Source organism: Streptomyces sp. NPDC057743 (assembly GCF_042798755.1).
Lineage (GTDB): Bacteria > Actinomycetota > Actinomycetes > Streptomycetales > Streptomycetaceae > Streptomyces.
Genome location: NZ_JBHVJX010000001.1, coordinates 241,972 through 258,860, shown reverse-complemented (window position 1 = coordinate 258,860; position 16,889 = coordinate 241,972). Strand labels below are relative to the sequence as shown.

At 72.1% G+C, this 16,889-nt stretch carries 14 protein-coding genes; 10 read left to right on the top strand and 4 right to left on the bottom strand.

Annotated features, from left to right (window positions below; translation table 11 throughout):
• Positions 1–2: 2 nt before the first annotated feature.
• A complete protein-coding gene (locus ACFVFQ_RS01155) occupies positions 3–1,124 on the top strand; it encodes an epoxide hydrolase family protein (protein WP_383406466.1) in 1,122 nt (373 codons plus the stop codon).
• 238 nt (positions 1,125–1,362) lie between these two features.
• Here ACFVFQ_RS01155 and ACFVFQ_RS01150 read toward each other — a convergent pair whose 3' ends face one another.
• The 3 genes from ACFVFQ_RS01150 to ACFVFQ_RS01140 form a co-directional block, all read right to left on the bottom strand.
• Positions 1,363–2,784 (bottom strand): amino acid permease, encoded by a 1,422-nt coding sequence (locus ACFVFQ_RS01150; RefSeq protein WP_383406463.1) that lies wholly within the window; start codon positions 2,782–2,784, stop codon positions 1,363–1,365.
• A gap of 187 nt (positions 2,785–2,971) precedes the next feature.
• On the bottom strand, positions 2,972–3,385 hold the full coding sequence (locus tag ACFVFQ_RS01145; protein ID WP_383406460.1) for a hypothetical protein: 414 nt from the start codon (positions 3,383–3,385) through the stop codon (positions 2,972–2,974).
• A 413-nt stretch (positions 3,386–3,798) separates the two neighbouring features.
• Positions 3,799–4,602, bottom strand: a complete 804-nt coding sequence (locus tag ACFVFQ_RS01140) for a TSUP family transporter (RefSeq protein WP_383406457.1) — start codon at positions 4,600–4,602, stop codon at positions 3,799–3,801.
• Positions 4,603–4,722: 120 nt separating this feature from the next.
• Here ACFVFQ_RS01140 and ACFVFQ_RS01135 point away from each other — a divergent pair, with 120 nt between their 5' ends.
• The 5 genes from ACFVFQ_RS01135 to ACFVFQ_RS01115 all read left to right on the top strand — a co-directional run bounded on the left by ACFVFQ_RS01135 (position 4,723) and on the right by ACFVFQ_RS01115 (position 11,310).
• Positions 4,723–5,523 (top strand): AraC family transcriptional regulator, encoded by an 801-nt coding sequence (locus ACFVFQ_RS01135; RefSeq protein WP_383406455.1) that lies wholly within the window; start codon positions 4,723–4,725, stop codon positions 5,521–5,523.
• A 49-nt stretch (positions 5,524–5,572) separates the two neighbouring features.
• Positions 5,573–6,679, top strand: coding sequence for a zinc-binding dehydrogenase (locus ACFVFQ_RS01130; RefSeq protein WP_383406452.1), 1,107 nt, complete (start codon positions 5,573–5,575; stop codon positions 6,677–6,679).
• A gap of 117 nt (positions 6,680–6,796) precedes the next feature.
• The gene (locus tag ACFVFQ_RS01125; protein WP_383406449.1) at positions 6,797–7,216 is read left to right on the top strand and encodes a VOC family protein; all 420 of its coding nucleotides are present in this window, start codon (positions 6,797–6,799) and stop codon (positions 7,214–7,216) included.
• Positions 7,217–7,463: 247 nt separating this feature from the next.
• On the top strand, positions 7,464–9,854 hold the full coding sequence (locus ACFVFQ_RS01120) for an ATP-binding cassette domain-containing protein (protein ID WP_383406446.1): 2,391 nt from the start codon (positions 7,464–7,466) through the stop codon (positions 9,852–9,854).
• 214 nt (positions 9,855–10,068) lie between these two features.
• Positions 10,069–11,310 (top strand): alginate lyase family protein, encoded by a 1,242-nt coding sequence (locus tag ACFVFQ_RS01115; protein WP_383406443.1) that lies wholly within the window; start codon positions 10,069–10,071, stop codon positions 11,308–11,310.
• 32 nt (positions 11,311–11,342) lie between these two features.
• On the opposite strand, the gene ACFVFQ_RS01110 is transcribed toward ACFVFQ_RS01115, so the two are convergent.
• Positions 11,343–12,965 carry a peptide-N4-asparagine amidase gene (locus tag ACFVFQ_RS01110; protein WP_383406440.1) on the bottom strand — a complete coding sequence of 541 codons (1,623 nt, stop codon included), beginning with the start codon at positions 12,963–12,965 and terminating at the stop codon, positions 11,343–11,345.
• A 226-nt stretch (positions 12,966–13,191) separates the two neighbouring features.
• Between ACFVFQ_RS01110 and ACFVFQ_RS01105 the strand changes: the two genes are divergently transcribed.
• The 4 genes from ACFVFQ_RS01105 (at position 13,192) to ACFVFQ_RS01090 (ending at position 16,740) form a co-directional block, all read left to right on the top strand.
• Positions 13,192–13,467, top strand: a complete 276-nt coding sequence (locus tag ACFVFQ_RS01105) for a hypothetical protein (protein ID WP_383406437.1) — start codon at positions 13,192–13,194, stop codon at positions 13,465–13,467.
• Between the two features lies 1 nt (position 13,468).
• Positions 13,469–13,711 (top strand): hypothetical protein, encoded by a 243-nt coding sequence (locus ACFVFQ_RS01100; protein WP_383406434.1) that lies wholly within the window; start codon positions 13,469–13,471, stop codon positions 13,709–13,711.
• 180 nt (positions 13,712–13,891) lie between these two features.
• Positions 13,892–15,184 (top strand): ATP-grasp domain-containing protein, encoded by a 1,293-nt coding sequence (locus ACFVFQ_RS01095; RefSeq protein WP_383406431.1) that lies wholly within the window; start codon positions 13,892–13,894, stop codon positions 15,182–15,184.
• A gap of 80 nt (positions 15,185–15,264) precedes the next feature.
• The gene (locus tag ACFVFQ_RS01090) at positions 15,265–16,740 is read left to right on the top strand and encodes an amidase (protein WP_383406428.1); all 1,476 of its coding nucleotides are present in this window, start codon (positions 15,265–15,267) and stop codon (positions 16,738–16,740) included.
• Positions 16,741–16,889: the final 149 nt, after the last annotated feature.

The following is a 16,889-nucleotide window of genomic DNA, read 5'->3' as shown; positions in this document are numbered from 1 at the left end:
CCATGCCTGCCGAGCCATTCGAGGTCAGCGTCACCGAAGCCGAGATCGCGGACCTGCGTGAACGACTGCGACGGACCCGGTGGCCCGAGCGCGAGCCGGTGGACGACTGGTCACAGGGTCTGCCGCTGGCGTACGCGCAGGAACTGTGCCGCAGTTGGGCCGAGGACTACGACTTCGGGTTCGCCGAGCGGCTGAACGTGTTCCCGCAGTACCGCGACACGATCGACGGCCTGGGCATCCACTTCCTGCACGTCCGCTCGCCGGAGCCGGACGCGTTCCCGCTCGTGCTCACGCACGGGTGGCCGGGTTCGGTGCTCGAATTCCTGGAGGTCCTCGGCCCGTTGACCGACCCGCGCGCACACGGCGGTGACCCGGCGGACGCGTTCCACGTGGTCGCGCCGTCGTTGCCCGGGTACGGCTGGAGTGACAAGCCGTCGACGACCGGGTGGGGCGTCACGCGCACCGCGCGCGCCTGGGACACGTTGATGGTCTCGCTGGGTTACGAGCGGTACGGCGCGCAGGGCGGTGACTGGGGTTCGGCGGTGTCCGCGGTGCTGGGCGAGGTGGCGCCCGAGCGGGTCGCCGGCGTGCATCTGAACCTGGGATCCGTGGCGGCGGGCACGTTCGACGACCCGACGCCCGCGGAGCTGGCGAATCTCGCAGCCGAGAAGGAGATGCAGCGCACCGGCCGGGGGTACTCGGCGATCCAGGCGACTCGGCCGCAGACGCTCGGCTACGGCCTCACCGACTCCCCGGCGGGGCAGGCCGCCTGGATCGCCGAGAAGTTCTGGGCGTGGACGGACAATGACGGCCACCCCGAGGACGCGTTGTCGCGGCAGACGATCCTCGACGAGATCTCGGTCTATTGGTTCACCGCGTCGGCCACGTCGTCGGCGCGCCTGTACTGGGAGAGCTTCGCCACCTTCCGGGACAAGGTGACCGCGCCCTCCGGGCTCTCGGTCTACCCGCGCGACCTCACCCGCCCGTCGAGGCGGGAGGCCGAGCTGCGGTTCACCGACCTGCGCTGGTACGAGGAGTTGCCGCACGGTGGCCACTTCGCCGCGCTGGAGCAGCCGGAGTCGCTGGTCGAGCAGGTGCGCGGGTTCTTCCGCCTGTTCCGCTGACGGTCCGCGGCACCTCCTGGAAAGCCCGCCAGGGACACACCTCGCCGCTTCGGCCCGGCCGTCGGGGCGCTGTTCCTGTCCCCCTGGCTCAGCGACGGCCGGCGCGCCTGCCGAGACCGGCACCACGGCGCCCTGATCGGGCGGGTTGGTGGGAAACGCGAGGTGGCCGGGGCCGGACGGATTTCCGTCCGACCCCGGCCACCTCGTCTGCGTGCCTGGCGCGGGAGTGTTCGGTGCGTCAGCCCTGCGCGCCGTCGACGGCCCGCTGCTGGCGGCGCCGCCTGAGGCGGTCACCGGCGATCAGCGCCGCCACCACGACGGCCGTGCCGATCAGTTGGTGCCGGCCGTCCGAACCGGCAGCCATCACCGCGAAGATGCCGAGGATGGCGGCCAGCGCCACCCAGGTCAGGTAGGGGAAGGCCCACATCCGCACCATCAGCAGCTCGGGCTGCTCGCGCTCCAGGCGGCGGCGCATCCTGAGCTGGGTGAGGCAGACGATGGTCCAGACGACCAGTACCGAGCAGCCGGCGATGTTCAGCAGCCAGGCGAACACGGTGCTCGGCCAGATGATCCCGGCGACCACGGCCACGAAGCCGAACAGGCAGGACGCCAGGACCGCGGCCGCCGGCACGCCCCGGGTGACCCGGTTCAGGAACCGCGGCCCCTGCCCCCGGCTGACCAGGGAGTACGCCATCCGCGACGAGCCGTAGATGTTGGCGTTCATGGCCGAGAGCAGCGCGATCAGCACCACGATCTGCATGATCGTGCCGGCCGCCGGGATGCCGAGCCGGTCGAGCACGGTGACGTAGGGGCCGTCCGCGGCGACCTTCGGGTCGTTCCAGGGCACCAGGGTGACGACCACGGCCATGGAGCCGATGTAGAAGACGGCGATGCGCCACACCGCGGTGCGGACGGCGCGGGCCACGTTCCGGCTCGGGTTGTCGGACTCCGCGGCGGCGATGGTGACGGTCTCCAGGCCGGCGAAGCCGGAGATGGTGGTCAGCAGTCCGGCGGCGAGGCCGGCGGCGCCGGTGGGGAAGAAACCGCCGTGGCCGACCAGGTGTTGGGTGCCGGGCGGGGGGCCGAAGACGCCGAGGATGGCGAGCACGCCCAGCACCAGGAAGGCGACGATCACGGTGACCTTGATCGCGGAGAACCAGAACTCGAACTCGCCGAAGTTCTTGACCGCGGTCAGGTTGCTGGCGCAGAAGAACACCATGAAGATCGCCACCCAGCCGTAGGCCGGGATGAACGGCACCCAGTTGTGCATGATCGAACCGGCCGCGGTGGCCTCGGCCGCCACGCCGGCGGTCAGCATCAGCCAGTACATCCAGCCGGAGGTGGTGCCGGCCCAGGAGCCGAGTTCCTCCTCGGCGTGCACGGAGAACGACCCGGTGGAGGGCCGGGCCGCGGACATCTCGCCGAGCATCCGCATGATCAGCATGACCAGCGCGCCGGTCCCCGCGAAGAGCAGGACGATGGCCGGACCGGCGGCTGCGATGCCTACGCCGGAGCCGACGAAGAGTCCGGCTCCGATGACGCCACCGAGCGCGATCATCGACAGATGGCGCTGCTTGAGGCCGTGCGACAGCACGGGCGCAGCGTCGTCCTGCACAGCCGGTGGGGAGCCCTGGGGTGACTGGGCGAGGGTCCGGGTCATGGACGTGCCTGTTCATTGCTTGACGATCATTGAGCCTCCCGAGTGTGCGGTGTGCGATGCAGGCACGGCGTGAACGCCCGTTATTCGGACATCGCGTTCACGGAGAGTGAGAGCGCGGCTGTGTTGGGTGGCGCTCGGTCGACCCCCGGCACGTGGGGCGAACGGCCACGGCCCGCCAGGCATGCGACTACTGGCGGTGCGACTCGGTGACTGTCCGAGAGGCGGGTTCGGCGCCAGGCCGGCCAGGCACGGGCGCGCGGAACGGCCGTAGCAGCAGCCGGGTTCCGGGCCAGGCAGCGAGCACCGCCACGACCAACACGCCCAGGCGCACCAGCATCTGACTGGCCCCCGGCGGAACCCGCGGCACCAACAGCACCGTCCCGGCCAGGCATACCCCCCAGGCCAGTACGGCCAACACCGTGCACGCGGCCGCGACCGGGACCCCGCCCACGCCCCAGGCCACGGCGTCCAGATCGGCGTCGAAGCTGCCGGAGTCCACCAACCCCACGGCGACCAACAGCCAGAACACCACGGCCACCAGGAGGGCCGAGGTGAAGAAGAGGGTGGGAAAGGCAGCGGCGGCCGACTCCAACGTTCCCATGTCGGCCTTCCCGCGTCGTACCGTGCGCTTCCCATCCCGCCGTGGTGACACGGCAGTTGACGAGACGGCCCCGGTGCGCGGCATGACTGCCGACATCCGGCACCGGGGCCGTCCTCCGCATCCCCCGGTGCACCATCATCGCCGTGCGGGCCGCGCCCGTCATTGCCGGTTCTCGGCAGCCTTCCCGGCCGTCTCCATGCCAGGTTGCCGCTAAAAGGACGTCATCAGCGCGTCAAAAACCCGGAGAAGTCGTGCGGGATCGGGGACTTGACCGCGGGCACAATGGGCGCCCCGACGGCCAGACAGCGACAGCAAACCGCTGCTGCCTGGCCGGCCCACGCCAGTCCACGTCATCCCTCGCCAGTCCACGCCAGTCCGCGTCAGTCCACGCCAGTCCGCGTCACATTTCCCAGTCAGCCCGACAGCAGCATCGCCACCGCCACCACGGCCAACAGGCCGATGTACGCCCAGGCATAGAGGCGGTCCGGGATGCGCGGCGGGCGGCGGCGCAGCACCGCGATCACCGGTAGCGCCCCCAACAGCAACACCGCGGCGGAGAGCGGGTCGACGAGGCCCACCAGGTGTCGGTGCGCATCGGCGGCGGTGGTGACCGTGGCGCCGACGAGCGAGACCGCGGTGGCCGGGAGCGCGATGGTCAGGGTGAGGGGGTTGGCCAACGTGGTCGCCACGCGCATCGTGTGCCCGGCCCGCCGCAGCGCGGGCACGGTCATGACGCTGCCGCCGACGCCCAGGAAGGCGGCGACCGCTCCAACCGGCGCGCCGAGGACGGCCGGTAGCGGCCGCGGCGCGTCATCGGCCGCCTCGACCCGGGCCGGTGGGCGCAGAAAGCCCGGGCGCAGGAGCAGGTCGACGATGGTGAGGGCGATGTACCCGACGAACGCCCAACGGACCAGCTCGGCCGGGGCGAGGCGGGTGGCGAGGGCGCCGACCGCGGCGCCGACCGCCAACAGCAGGAGCAGCGCCCGACTGCCGCGCAGCGTGGCGAGCACCCGCCGCGGTGTGACGGCCGTCGCGAAGCCCGCGTTGACCACCATCACCAGCGCCGAGGTGGCCGTCGCCACCCGCATCGCGTCCCCGCCGAGCGCGGCGTCCGCCCACACCACGACCGGGACCGCGACGAACCCGCCGCCGAACCCGAACAACACCGTCGTGACTCCGGTGAGGAGCCCGATCCCCAGCAATGCCAAAACGTCCACGGGGCCCACCCCACCAGCTCCGACCCCGTGCCCGCATGCGAAGATCGGCACGGTTCTTTCGCGTCTCGGCCACGGCGCGATCCGGCCCGCGTCGCCGTACGCGGCCAGTACGGTTGCCCGGTGAAGAACGTCTCCCTGGACGACATCGACCACGTCGACCGGGTCGTCCTGCCGATCGGCACCGATTACCCGCCCGGCCACCTCCTTGACTGGCACCAACACCGCCGCGCCCAATTCCTCTACGGCGCCACCGGGGTGATGGTGGTCGACACCGCCGAGGGCACCTGGACCGTCCCGCCCGAGCGGGCCGTGCTGATTCCGGCGGCGACCCAACACCGGGTCCGCATGCTGGGGGTGAGCACCCGGAGCCTCTACATCGAGCCGGACGCCGTGCCGTGGTGGCCGGCCACCTGCACGGTGGTGGACGTGCCGCCGTTGCTCCGCGAACTCCTGCTGAGCGCCGTCGAGTTCGAGGTCGACTACGGCCCCTCCGGGCGGGAGGGGTGCATCGCCGCGCTGCTGCTGCACGAGATCGCGGCGCGCGCTCCCCTGCCGTTCCACGTCGCGCTTCCCCCCTCCCCCGACCTGGCGCAGCTCTGCCGCGCGTACCTGGCCACGCCGGACGTCGGTGTCACCAACGCCGCCTGGGCCGCCCGAACGGCCATGAGCGAACGGGCCTTCACCCGGCGCTTCCGTTCGGAGACCGGCGACAGCCCGGCCGTCTGGCGGGCCCGCGCCCGCCTGTTGGCGGCGGTGCCCTGGTTGCGCGACGGCACCGTCAGCGAGGTCGCCGGCCGCCTCGGCTACGCCTCGCCCGCCGCGTTCACCGCCGCCTTCACCCGCGCCTTCGGGCTGCCACCGTCCCGCTTCACCTCCCGCGGCCGCGGCGACGGCGGCCCCGACCTCGGCCACCAACCCTGAGGGCACGCCTCTTTCTGGTACTCCCGGTCCCAGCATCGCGCGCCTCTGGATGGCGCTCACCGCATCCGGTGCACTACTGGCCATGAAGGCATGGCAGATGACCACCCCCGAAGGCGGGCTGCGGCTCGCGGAGTTGCCCGACCCCGTGCTGCGCGGCGGCGGTGCCACGCTCGACGTACTCGCCGCGCAGATCCCCGCGTACACCGAGGTCCTGGTGGCCGGCGGCCGCAGCGGGTTCCCGACGCCGATCGTGCTGGGGCCCGGCGGGATCGGGCGGGTGACGGCGACGGCGGACGACGTGTTCGGGGTGCGGCCGGGCGATGTCGTCGTCGCCAACGGGCTGTTCCGGTCCGGGCGGACGGCCCAGCCGGAGGAGGCGCTGCTGGGGTGGACCGGGATCGGGGGCGAGGGGCGCGCCACCCCGACCACCGACCGCATCCGCGCGGTGTGGCGGGACGGTCTCTATGCCGAGCGCGCGGTGCAGCCCGAGCGGACACTGCTCGCGCTGCCCGGGGCAACGGCGTATCCGGCGCCGGAGCGGCTCGCGTTCCTGCCGTGGCTCGGGATCGCGGGCGAGGCCGTCGAACGGGCCGGGGTCGGCGCGGGTCAGGTCGTCGCCGTGGTGGGTGCGACCGGTCAACTCGGGGCGGCGGCGGTGCTGGTGGCGCTCGCCCGCGGCGCCGCGACGGTGGTCGCGGTCGGTCGCAACCGTGGCGCGCTGGACGCGCTGGCGGCCCTCGACCCGCGCGTGGCGACCGTGCCGCTCACCGGCGACCGCAGGGCCGACGGGCGGGCGATCGCGGGCGCCGCCGGGCCGGTCGACGCGGTCATCGACACCTTGGGCGCGGTGCCGAGCCCGGATCCGACGATGGCCGGTTACGACGCGGTGCGCCCCGACGGCGCCTGGGTCCTGGTCGGCGGGGTGCGACAGGAACTGCCCATCCCCTACGGCGACTTCATGCACCGCCGGCTGACGCTGCGGGGGTCGTGGATGTACCGCGAGGCGACGGTGCTCGCGCTCTGGTCGATGATCCGCAGCGGCGTCCTCGACCTCTCGGTGCTCGATGTCACGACGGTCGGTCTGGACGACCCCGCGGGCGCGCTGTCCGCGGCGTCCCGCTCGCGGGGGTTGGGGGTCGTCGTCCTCGTACCGTAGGCGGGGCATTTACGACATAAGGGGCATATCCTCCATTCCTCGCGCCCAAAAAGCGCCCCGCACACCGATCAGTTTTCAAGAAGCCCCGCCGGCCGGGCCCTGGCTAGCGTGACGGCCATGAACCTCACGCTGCACTCGTCCTTCCTCCCGCACACCGATCCGGACGCCTCCCTGACCTTCTACCGCGACGTCCTCGGCTTCGAGGTCCGCAAGGACGTCGGCCAGGGCCCGATGCGCTGGATCACGGTCGGCCCCGCCGACCAGCCCGGCACGTCCGTCGTCCTGGAGCCGCCGGCCGTCGATCCCGGCCTCAGCGACGACGAGCGCCGTACCATCGCCGAGCTGATGGCCAAGGGCAGCTACGCCCGCATCATCCTGGCCACCACCGATCTCGACGACACCTTCGCCCGGGTCCAGGCCAGCGGTGCCGAGGTCGTCCAGGAGCCGATCGTGCAGCCGTACGGTGTGCGCGACTGCGCCTTCCGGGACCCCGCGGGCAATCTGGTCCGGATCAACGAGATCGACCAACTCCGCTGAACGGTCCGGCGATCACGGCCGCGACCTGCGCGGACGGCGCGGCGCGGGAGCCCGCACTGATCATCGACCGGTGCCGGGTGGCGTCGCCCCCGCCCCCACCCGGCACCGCGGGCCCGGACCGCGACTACCGTTGCCGCGAGCCCGCACCCATCAAGCAGAATCCGACAGAGCGCCCGAACCGGCACCGGCCGCCACGGGCGTCGTCGATGGAGGCCGCGCAGGCGGCCCGCCCACACCAGGAGACAGCATGAGCACGTCCTTGAGGACGGACACCCCGGCGTCCCCGCCGCACGCCGCCGACAGTCACGACATGATCCGCGTGCACGGTGCGCGCGAGAACAACCTCAAGGACGTCAGCATCGAGATCCCCAAGCGCCGGCTGACGGTGTTCACCGGGGTCTCCGGCTCGGGCAAGAGCTCGCTGGTCTTCGACACGATCGCCGCCGAGTCGCAACGGCTGATCAACGAGACCTACAGCGCCTTCGTGCAGGGCTTCATGCCGAACCTGGCCCGCCCCGAGGTCGACGTCCTCGCCGGGCTGACCACCGTGATCACCGTCGACCAGCAGCGGATGGGCGCCGACCCGCGGTCAACCGTCGGCACCGCCACCGACGCCAACGCCATGCTGCGCATCCTCTTCAGCCGGCTCGGCACGCCGCATCTCGGCTCGCCCAAGGCGTACTCCTTCAACGTGGCCTCGATCAGCGGCGCCGGCGCGGTCACCGTGGAGCGCGGCGGGCAGCAGGTGAAGGAGCGGCGCAGCTTCAGCATCACCGGCGGCATGTGCCCGCGCTGCGAGGGCCGGGGCACGGTCTCCGACCTCGACCTCACCCAGCTCTTCGACGACTCGCTGTCCCTCAACGAGGGCGCGTTGACCGTCCCCGGCTACAAGCCCGGCGGCTGGAACTACCGCCTCTACACCGAGTCCGGCCTGGTCGACCCCGACAAGCCGATCCGCAAGTACACCAAGCGGGAGCTCCAGGACTTCCTGCACCGCGAGCCGACCCGGATGAAGATCGCGGGCATCAACATGACCTACGAGGGTCTGATCCCGCGCATCCAGAAGTCGATGCTCGCCAAGGACAAGGAAGGCATGCAGCCGCACATCCGGGCCTTCGTGGACCGGGCGGTCGCCTTCACCGTGTGTCCCGAGTGCGAGGGCACCCGGCTCACCGAGGCGGCTCGCGGCTCGAAGATCGCGGGCGTCAGCATCGCGGACGCCTGCGCGATGCAGATCAGCGATCTGGCCGAGTGGGTGCGCTCGTTGGACGAGCCCGCGGTGGCGCCGCTGCTCGGCTCGCTGCGGCACACCCTCGACTCGTTCGTGGAGATCGGCCTCGGCTATCTCTCGCTGGACCGGCCCGCGGGCACGCTGTCCGGCGGCGAGGCGCAGCGCGTGAAGATGATCCGCCACCTGGGGTCGTCCCTGACCGACGTGACATACGTCTTCGACGAGCCGACCACCGGGCTGCACCCGCACGACATCCAGCGCATGAACGACCTGTTGTTGCGGCTGCGCGACAAGGGCAACACCGTCCTGGTCGTGGAGCACAAGCCGGAGGTCATCGCGATCGCCGACCACGTCGTGGACCTCGGCCCCGGTGCCGGCACGGAGGGCGGCACGGTCTGCTTCGAGGGCACGGTGCAGGGGCTGCGTGCCAGCGGCACCCTGACGGGCCGTCACCTGGACGACCGGGCCGTGGTGCGGGACGCCGTCCGCAAGCCGATCGGCCGGCTGCCGATCCGCGGCGCGGCGACGCACAACCTCCAGGACGTGGACGTCGATATCCCGCTCGGCGTGCTGTGCGTGGTCACCGGCGTCGCGGGCTCCGGCAAGAGCTCGCTGGTGCACGGTTCGGTGCCGGCCGGCGCCGACGTCGTGTCGATCGACCAGAGCCCGATCCGTGGTTCCCGGCGCAGCAACCCGGCCACCTACACCGGCCTGCTGGAGCCGATCCGCAAGGCGTTCGCCAAGGCCAACGGCGTCAAGCCGGCGCTGTTCAGCGCCAACTCCGAGGGGGCCTGCCCCACGTGCAACGGCGCCGGCGTCCTCTACACCGACCTGGCGATGATGGCCGGCACCGCCACCACCTGCGAGGACTGCGAGGGCAAGCGGTTCGACGGGTCAGTGTTGGAGTACACCCTCGGCGGGCGGGACATCGCCGAGGTGTTGGCGATGTCGGTGGCCGAGGCGGAGGAGTTCTTCGGCGCGGGCGAGGCGCGCCTCCCGGCCGCCCACAAGATCCTGAAGCGGATGGCCGACGTCGGCCTCGGCTACCTCACCCTCGGCCAGCCGCTGACCACGCTCTCCGGCGGCGAACGCCAACGCCTGAAGTTGGCCACGCACATGGCCGAGAAGGGCGGCGTCTACGTCCTGGACGAGCCGACGACCGGTCTGCACCTCGCCGATGTCGAGCATCTGCTCGGCCTGCTCGACCGCCTGGTCGACGCCGGCAAGTCGGTCATCGTCGTCGAGCACCACCAGGCGGTGATGGCGCACGCCGACTGGATCATCGACCTGGGCCCCGGCGCCGGCCACGACGGCGGCCGGGTCGTCTTCGAGGGCACCCCGGCCGACCTCGTCGCCGCCCGCAAGACCCTCACGGGCGAGCATCTGGCCGCGTACGTCGGCACCTGATCAACTCTCCCTGTAGGAAGGGTTATTCGGGTTCTTCGGTCTACGTCGGGTAACTCGCCGCAAACGGCAGGGGGTTGGGTGATCAATCCGCCCAACCCCCTTGGCATGCCCTTGCGTTGCTGCTTCAATGCGGCTCGTCGCGAGCGTTAGGAAGGTTTCCTAACAGCTCCGGGGCGGCGCCCGCCCCCCTCCGCTTCCGAGAGGACGGTCCCCGATGGGTCGAAGGACCACGACGGCGGTGACGGCCTCCCTGGCCGGCGCCGCGCTCGTCGCCCTGCTGCTACCGCTCACCACCGCGCCCGCCGGCGCCACCCCGGCCCGCACCACCGCGGCCGCGTCCACCACCGCAACCACGTCGACCACCGCGTCCAAGCCGTTTCGGCACCCCGGAGTCCTGGTCGGCGACCGGCAGTTGGCCCTCGTACGCTCGCGGCTGGCGGCCGGCGCCGAGCCGTGGAAGTCCGCCTACGCGCAGCTACGGGCCAGCCGCTACGCCGCCCTCGACTGGCGGCCCACACCGCGTGCCACCGTCGAGTGCGGCTCGGGATCGCACCCCAACCACGGCTGTTCCGACGAGCGCGACGACTCGATGGCCGCGTACACCGACGCGCTCCAGTGGGCCCTCACCCACGACCGGCGGTACGCGGACAAGGCGATCGAGATCATGGACGCCTGGTCGGCGACCATCAAGGAGCACACCAACTCCAACGCCCCGCTCCAGACCGGCTGGTCGGGCAACAACTGGGCCCGGGCCGGCGAGCTGATCCGGCACACCGGAGCGGGCTGGCCGGCCGCCTCCGTCGAACGCTTCGCCACCATGCTGCGCACCGCCTACCTGCCCGAGCCGCTGCCGGGCAGCCCGCGCAAGAACGGCAACTGGGAACTGATCGAGACCGATGCGCTGATGGGCATCGCGGTCTTCCTCGACGACCGCACGACGTTCGACCGGGCCGCGGCCATGTGGCGCCAACGCCTGCCCGCCTACGTCTACGTGACGTCGGACGGCGCGCTGCCGGTGCCGCCGCCGCGCGCCGGTATTAGCGGGAAGGCCGCACTGGTGAAGTACTGGCAGGGCCAGTCGACCTTCCGCAACGGGCTCGCGCAGGAGACCTGCCGCGACTTCGGGCACACCGGCTGGGGGCTGGAGGCGGCCGCCCAGGCCGCCGAGACCGCCCGGCTCCAGGGCCTGGACCTGTGGGCCGAGGGCCGCGAACGCCTGGTCCAGGCCCTGGAGTTCCACGCCGGGTACGCCAACGGGGCGCCGGTACCGGACTGGCTGTGCCACGGCACGCTCAAGACCGGCCTCGGCCCCACGGTCCAACTCGCCTACAACGAGTACCACGTGCGGGAGGGCCTCCCGATGCCCCAGACGCAGCAGTACGTGGCCGCGCACAGCCCGTTCGGCGCCAACTACTTCATCGGCTGGGAAACCCTGACCCACACCAACGCCCCGTGAGCGTCACCCCGCCCTGAGCACCGACGCCCCGCTCAGCAGTCCCGCCGGTCCGTCGTCAACTCACCCTGGGCGGTGGCCAGGGTGTGGTCGTAGCAGGCACCCGGGCCGTAGAGGCGGTAGCGCTCGCGGGAGACGCCGGTGGCGTGGCGCTGTTCGCGGGGCACGTTCTGGGTGTAGGCGGCGTCGCCGGTATAGGTGTCGTCCCGCCGCGACCAGTCGGTGCGCCGTCCGCCCCGCAGGGTCGCGCCGGCCGCGCGGTCGCCCATGGTCATGGTGGTGCGCAGGCGGTTGTTGCCGTCGATGGTGGTGGCGCCGTCCATGGTGTAAGTGCGCTGGTTGCGGGTGGTGGTCGCGGGCCCCCGGCCGCGGACGGTCACCGTCTCGTCGTCGTGCCAGCGCGCCCGGAGCGCGTCGAGCGATTCGTCGGCGTTCCAGCGGTGCGTCGAACTCCCGGACAGTTTCCGGGTGAGGGTGGTGGTGACCCGGCCGTGCGAGGTGTTGAGGTATCCGGAGACCGTGAGGGAGTGCCCGCCGTCGGCCGTCAGCCGGCGCTCGGTGCCCGGCCGGTACGCCGTCTTGTTGACGAGGTCGCCCGCCCGGCTCGTGAGCAGCCCGCCGGTCACGCGGGCGGCCTTGGCGTCCTGCCAGACCAGGACGTTGGTGGGGGTGCTCCAGCCGCTCTGCCCCGCGGGCACGCCGACGACCGAGACGGCGATCCGGTGCGGGCGCCCGTCGTTCAACTGGCCGGCGAAGGGCGTGAGGTCGTACTCCACCGGGCGGACGTCGAAGGCCCGCGGGCCGGGGATCACGTACCACAGGAAGGGGTTGGACCAGCCGCCCGTCCAGACCGTCGGATACGGCGCCGCGATGCCGGCCAGTTTGCCGTCCACCGACACCTGCACCTCGCGGTACGGGCCGTCCTTGGCCTTGCACGAGTACGGCGCCGCGGTGGGCACCGTCAGGTACCAGAACTCCTCGCAGCCGCCGCCCGATCCGGTGGCGTACACCTCGGCGACGATGCGTTCGCTGTTGCGCGGGGTGGTCAACTCCCCCTGGTACGCCCCGCCTTCGGTGTGGGCGCCGCGCAGGGTGAGGACCTGGTCGGGGGTGCTGGCCGGCTTCGCCCGGCCCTGCGCCAGGTAGAAGGTCAGCGTCACCTTGACCTTGATGACGCCGGTGTAGGTGCCGTCCACGGTGTTGCCGATGAGCATCTCGACGGGCTGCCGGGCGCGCAGCGTGGGGGCGTACCGCGTGACGTCCTTCTCCACGTTCCAGGTGATGCCCTGCGGTGAAGGTTCGGGGGTCGAGGTGCGCAGGACCTCCACGCCACCGATGTGCAGATACCCCAGGCGGTCGAACTGCCGCCCGGCGACGGACCCTTGGAGCCGGAGGACGACCTTGCTCCAACGGTGTCCCTGGCCGCACTTGCCCGGTGGCGCGTAGCTGCCCCGGTACGGCGTGAAATCACGGAACTCGGTCTCGGCGACCGTCACGTGGCAGGACGGGGTGTCCGGGACGGGCACCGGTGGGCCGGCGGTGACCGGGTCGTGCCAGTGGGTGCCGAACTCGGCGGGCGGCGCCGCGGCGGTCGCCGGGCTCACGCCCAGCACCAGGCCGGCGGCGGCCGCGCACAGCGTGCGGAACAGTCGTCTCATGGGTCAGGAGTGAAGCGCCTCGAACCCCGGTGCGCCAGTGTTCCTTTGGCCCGATCCGCGGCGGGGCGCGGAAGCGGCGGCGGTCGCGCCGGGCGGGGCGCCCGTGGCCCGCCGGACCCGCCCTGGGTGGTGGTCCTGGCGGCCAACGCCGAGTTGGGCGTTGGTCGCGTCCGGGGCGGGACGCCGTCGGGTTCCGGGGCGTAGCGTACCGGCGGAAGGAGGCCCCATGGACGCCACCCTCAAGACCGTCATCGACGGGGAGCTCGTGGAGCTGCCGGGCACCATCGCCGCGCTGCGCGCCAGCCTGACCGCCGACCGGGCCGCCGCGTTCGATCGGGAGATCGAGCATCTGCCGGCGGCCGAGTTGCCGGCCGCGCTGGTGCGTTGGGCGCTGGCCGGGGCGGGCGCGGACGACGAGGACGAGGCCCTCTTTGAGCGGCTGGCCAGGGGTGAGGACATCGGCGCCGTCGACGCGGAACCGGGCTCGGGCGGGCGGAGTTAGCGTGCCCTACCGGTTGCAGTACGCCCCGCCGGCGGACGAGGTCCGGCGTGCGATGCCGCGGGCGTTGCGGGGCGCCTTCGACGCGGGGATGGCGCTGCTGGCGGCCGATCCGTACGGCCAGGGCTCGACGCCGGTGCGGGCCGACGCGGACCGGCGCGAGGCGGCCGCCAGCGGGGTCGTGGTGCGGTATTACGTCAGCGCCACGGTGGCGACGGTGACCGTCGTGCGGGCCGTCCACGTCTGAGGCCCGCGCCCGGGCCCGCCCTCGCGGGGCCCGAACTCGATGACCGAATCCCGCCAGACAGGCGGTGGCGCGGGCTGGTGTGATCAGGGGAAACGTCCCTTCCGGAAGGCAGGAGCTTTCCCGCATGACTGGTCCCCGTTCCCGTCCCAGCGGTGCCGCCGGCTCCGGTGTTTCCCCGTCATGACTCACCCCCGTACGCCGGGCACGGACGCGGGGGCGGCCGGCCGCCCCGCGGCGATCGTTGACCCGTATTCGTCCGGGACGTTCTTCGCACCGTCGTTCCGGGAGGCCGGAATTCCGACGGTCGCCGTGCTGTCCCGGGCCGAGGTGCTGAAGACCTACGCCGACAGTTGGCACCCCGAGGACTTCGACGAGGTGATCCGCTACGAGGGCAATCTGCTCCCCGTCGTCGAGCGCCTGCGGGCGTTGGACGTGCGGTGTGTGGTCGCGGGGTCGGACCCGGGGGTGGAGCTCGCCGACGTGCTCGCGGCCGAGCTCACCCCGGAGTTGGCCAACGTGCCGGCCCTGACCGCGGCCCGTCGGGACAAGGGCGAGATGGCGGCGGCGGTGGCGGCCGCTGGCCTGCCGGTCATCCGGCAGATCTGCACGGACCGGGCGGAGGAGGTCGCCGCCTGGCTGGTGCGGGAGGACCTGGTCGGCCGGGACCTGGTGATCAAGCCGCCGAGGAGCGCCAGCACGGACGGGGTGGTCCGGATCCCCCAAGGGGTGGGCTGGCGCGGGGAGTTCGCGGCCCAGTTGGGGCACCCCAATCAATGGGGGGTGGTCAACGACCGGATGCTGGTGATGGAGTACGCCACCGGCACGGAGTTCGTCGTGGACACCTTCAGCTCGCACGGCCGGCACACCGTCACCGACGTCACCCGCTATCAGAAGATCGACAACGGCCGGCACATGGCGGTCTACGACGCCATGGAGTGGTTGGCGCCCGACGACCCGCTGGTGGCGGGGTTGGTGCAGTACACCGTCGGGGTGTTGGACGCGGTGGGCATGCGCTTCGGGGCGGCCCATGTGGAGATCATGCTGACGGCCGACGGGCCACGGCTGGTCGAGCTCAACGCGCGGCCGCACGGCGGCGGTCAGCCGCAGTTCTGCCGGCACGCCACCGGCGACAGTCAGATCGACCGCACGGTGCGGGCCGTTCAGCACGGCACCGCCCGACCGATCCCGGAGCGCTACACGCTGCTGCGGAACATGCTGGTGGTGTTCCTGATCAGCCAGTCCACCGGCGTGGTGCGCAATGCCGAGGTCTTCGACGGCCTGGCGAAGCTGGCGTCGTTGCACCACGCGGCCGTCCAGGTGCGCAACGGCCAGGTGCTGGAGGTCACCCGGGACCTGCTCCACACCCTCTCGCTGGGCTTTGTGGTGCTGGCGCACGAGGACCGGGAGCAGTTGTGGGCCGACTACGCGGAAGTGCGGCGCATGGAGCGGCAGTTGCAGTTGGACGGCGGCTGACCGGCGCGGGTACCCGGCGGCTGCGAAGTCTTCACAAGGGTGTCTTTCACCAGGATGTCTTTACAAGGAGGACGAGGGGCATGGACGATCTCGCGTCGTTAACGGCAGTGCAGCTCAGTCAGGTGATCCGCAGCCGGGCCGTGTCGCCGGTGGAGGCGGTGCAGGACAGCCTGGCGCGCATCGAGCGGCTCAACCCCGCGGTGAACGCGTTCGTCACGGTCTGTGCGGACGAGGCGTTGGACGCGGCCAAGAAGGCCGAGCGGGCGGTGATGTCGGGGGCCGAGCTGGGCCCGCTGCACGGGGTGCCGATCGGCGTGAAGGACCTCGATCCGGCGGTGGGGGTGCGGACCACCCGCGGCTCGTTGGTGTTCGCCGAGGACATCGCGCAGGAGACGATCCTGTGCGTGCAACGGCTCGTGGACGCCGGGGCGATCGTGGTGGGCAAGACCAACACCCCGGAGTTCGGGTTCAAGGCCACGACGGACAACGCGCTGTTCGGGCCGGCCTCCACGCCGTTCAACCTGGCGATGAACGCCGGTGGTTCGTCCGGCGGGAGCGCGGCGGCGGTCGCCACGAGCATGGTGCCGCTGGCGCAGGGGTCGGACGCCGGCGGTTCGCTGCGGGTGCCCGGCTCCTTCTGCGGTGTCTTCACGATGATGACGACGTTCGGCCGGGTCGCGGTGCCGGCCCGGCCCAACGCCTTCCGGCGGCTGAACCCGATGGTCTGTTACGCGCCGCTGGCCCGGACCGTGGGCGATGCGGTCCTGGGCCTGGACGTGATGTCCGGGCCGCACCCGCGGGACCCCTATTCCTTCCCGGTGAGCGAGGCGTTGGCCGACGCGATGTCGCCGTCGTTGGCCGGGATGCGCATCGCCTACTCGCCCGACCTCGGCGGCTATCCGGTGGAGGGCGAGGTCGAGTCGGTGGTGCGGGCCGCGCTGCCGGCACTGAAGGAGGCCGGTGCGGAGGTGGTGGAGGTGGACTTCAAACTGCCACTGCCGCACGCCGAACTCACCGCGATGTGGCGCCGGTACCTGTCGCTGTGCCACGCGGAGTCCGCGGAGGTCAGCCGTCGGCAGGGCATCGATCTGCTGGGCGAGCAGGGCCGGGTGGTCGACCCCGCGTATCTGGACAGCGTGCGGACCGGCGCGGCCCTGAGCGCGGTGGACTTCCGCCTCGGTGACCTGGTGCGGACGCAGGTGCTGGATGCGTTCGAGGACCTCTTCGACGGGTTCGACCTCGTCGTCAGCCCGGTGAACTGCATAGCCGGGATTCCCAACGACGGTGCGCGGACCACCGTCGGGCCCCATCAGGTCGAGGGGCAGGACGTCGACCGGTTCGTCGGGTGGTCGATGACCAGCCCGTTCAACCTGATCAGCAGCCCCGCGGCCACCGTGCCGGTCGGCCGGGCGGCCAACGGCGTGCCGGTCGGCATGCAGCTCGCGGCGCGCCGGCACAACGACGCGGCCGTGGTGCGCGGTGCCACCGCCTGCCAGAAGCACCTGCCCTGGCGGCACCTCTACGACAACCTCGATCCGGCGCTCGATGCGCGCTGAAGCCACCCGCCGCTTGAGGGGGCGCACCCCGCGCCCCCGCACAGCGGAGCGCTCCGCGCCGCGCGCTCTGGTACAGAACATGACGTACCGGACGCGATGCGCGGAGCGCTCCGCGCCATGCACCACTCCTCACCCGCAACACCCCCACC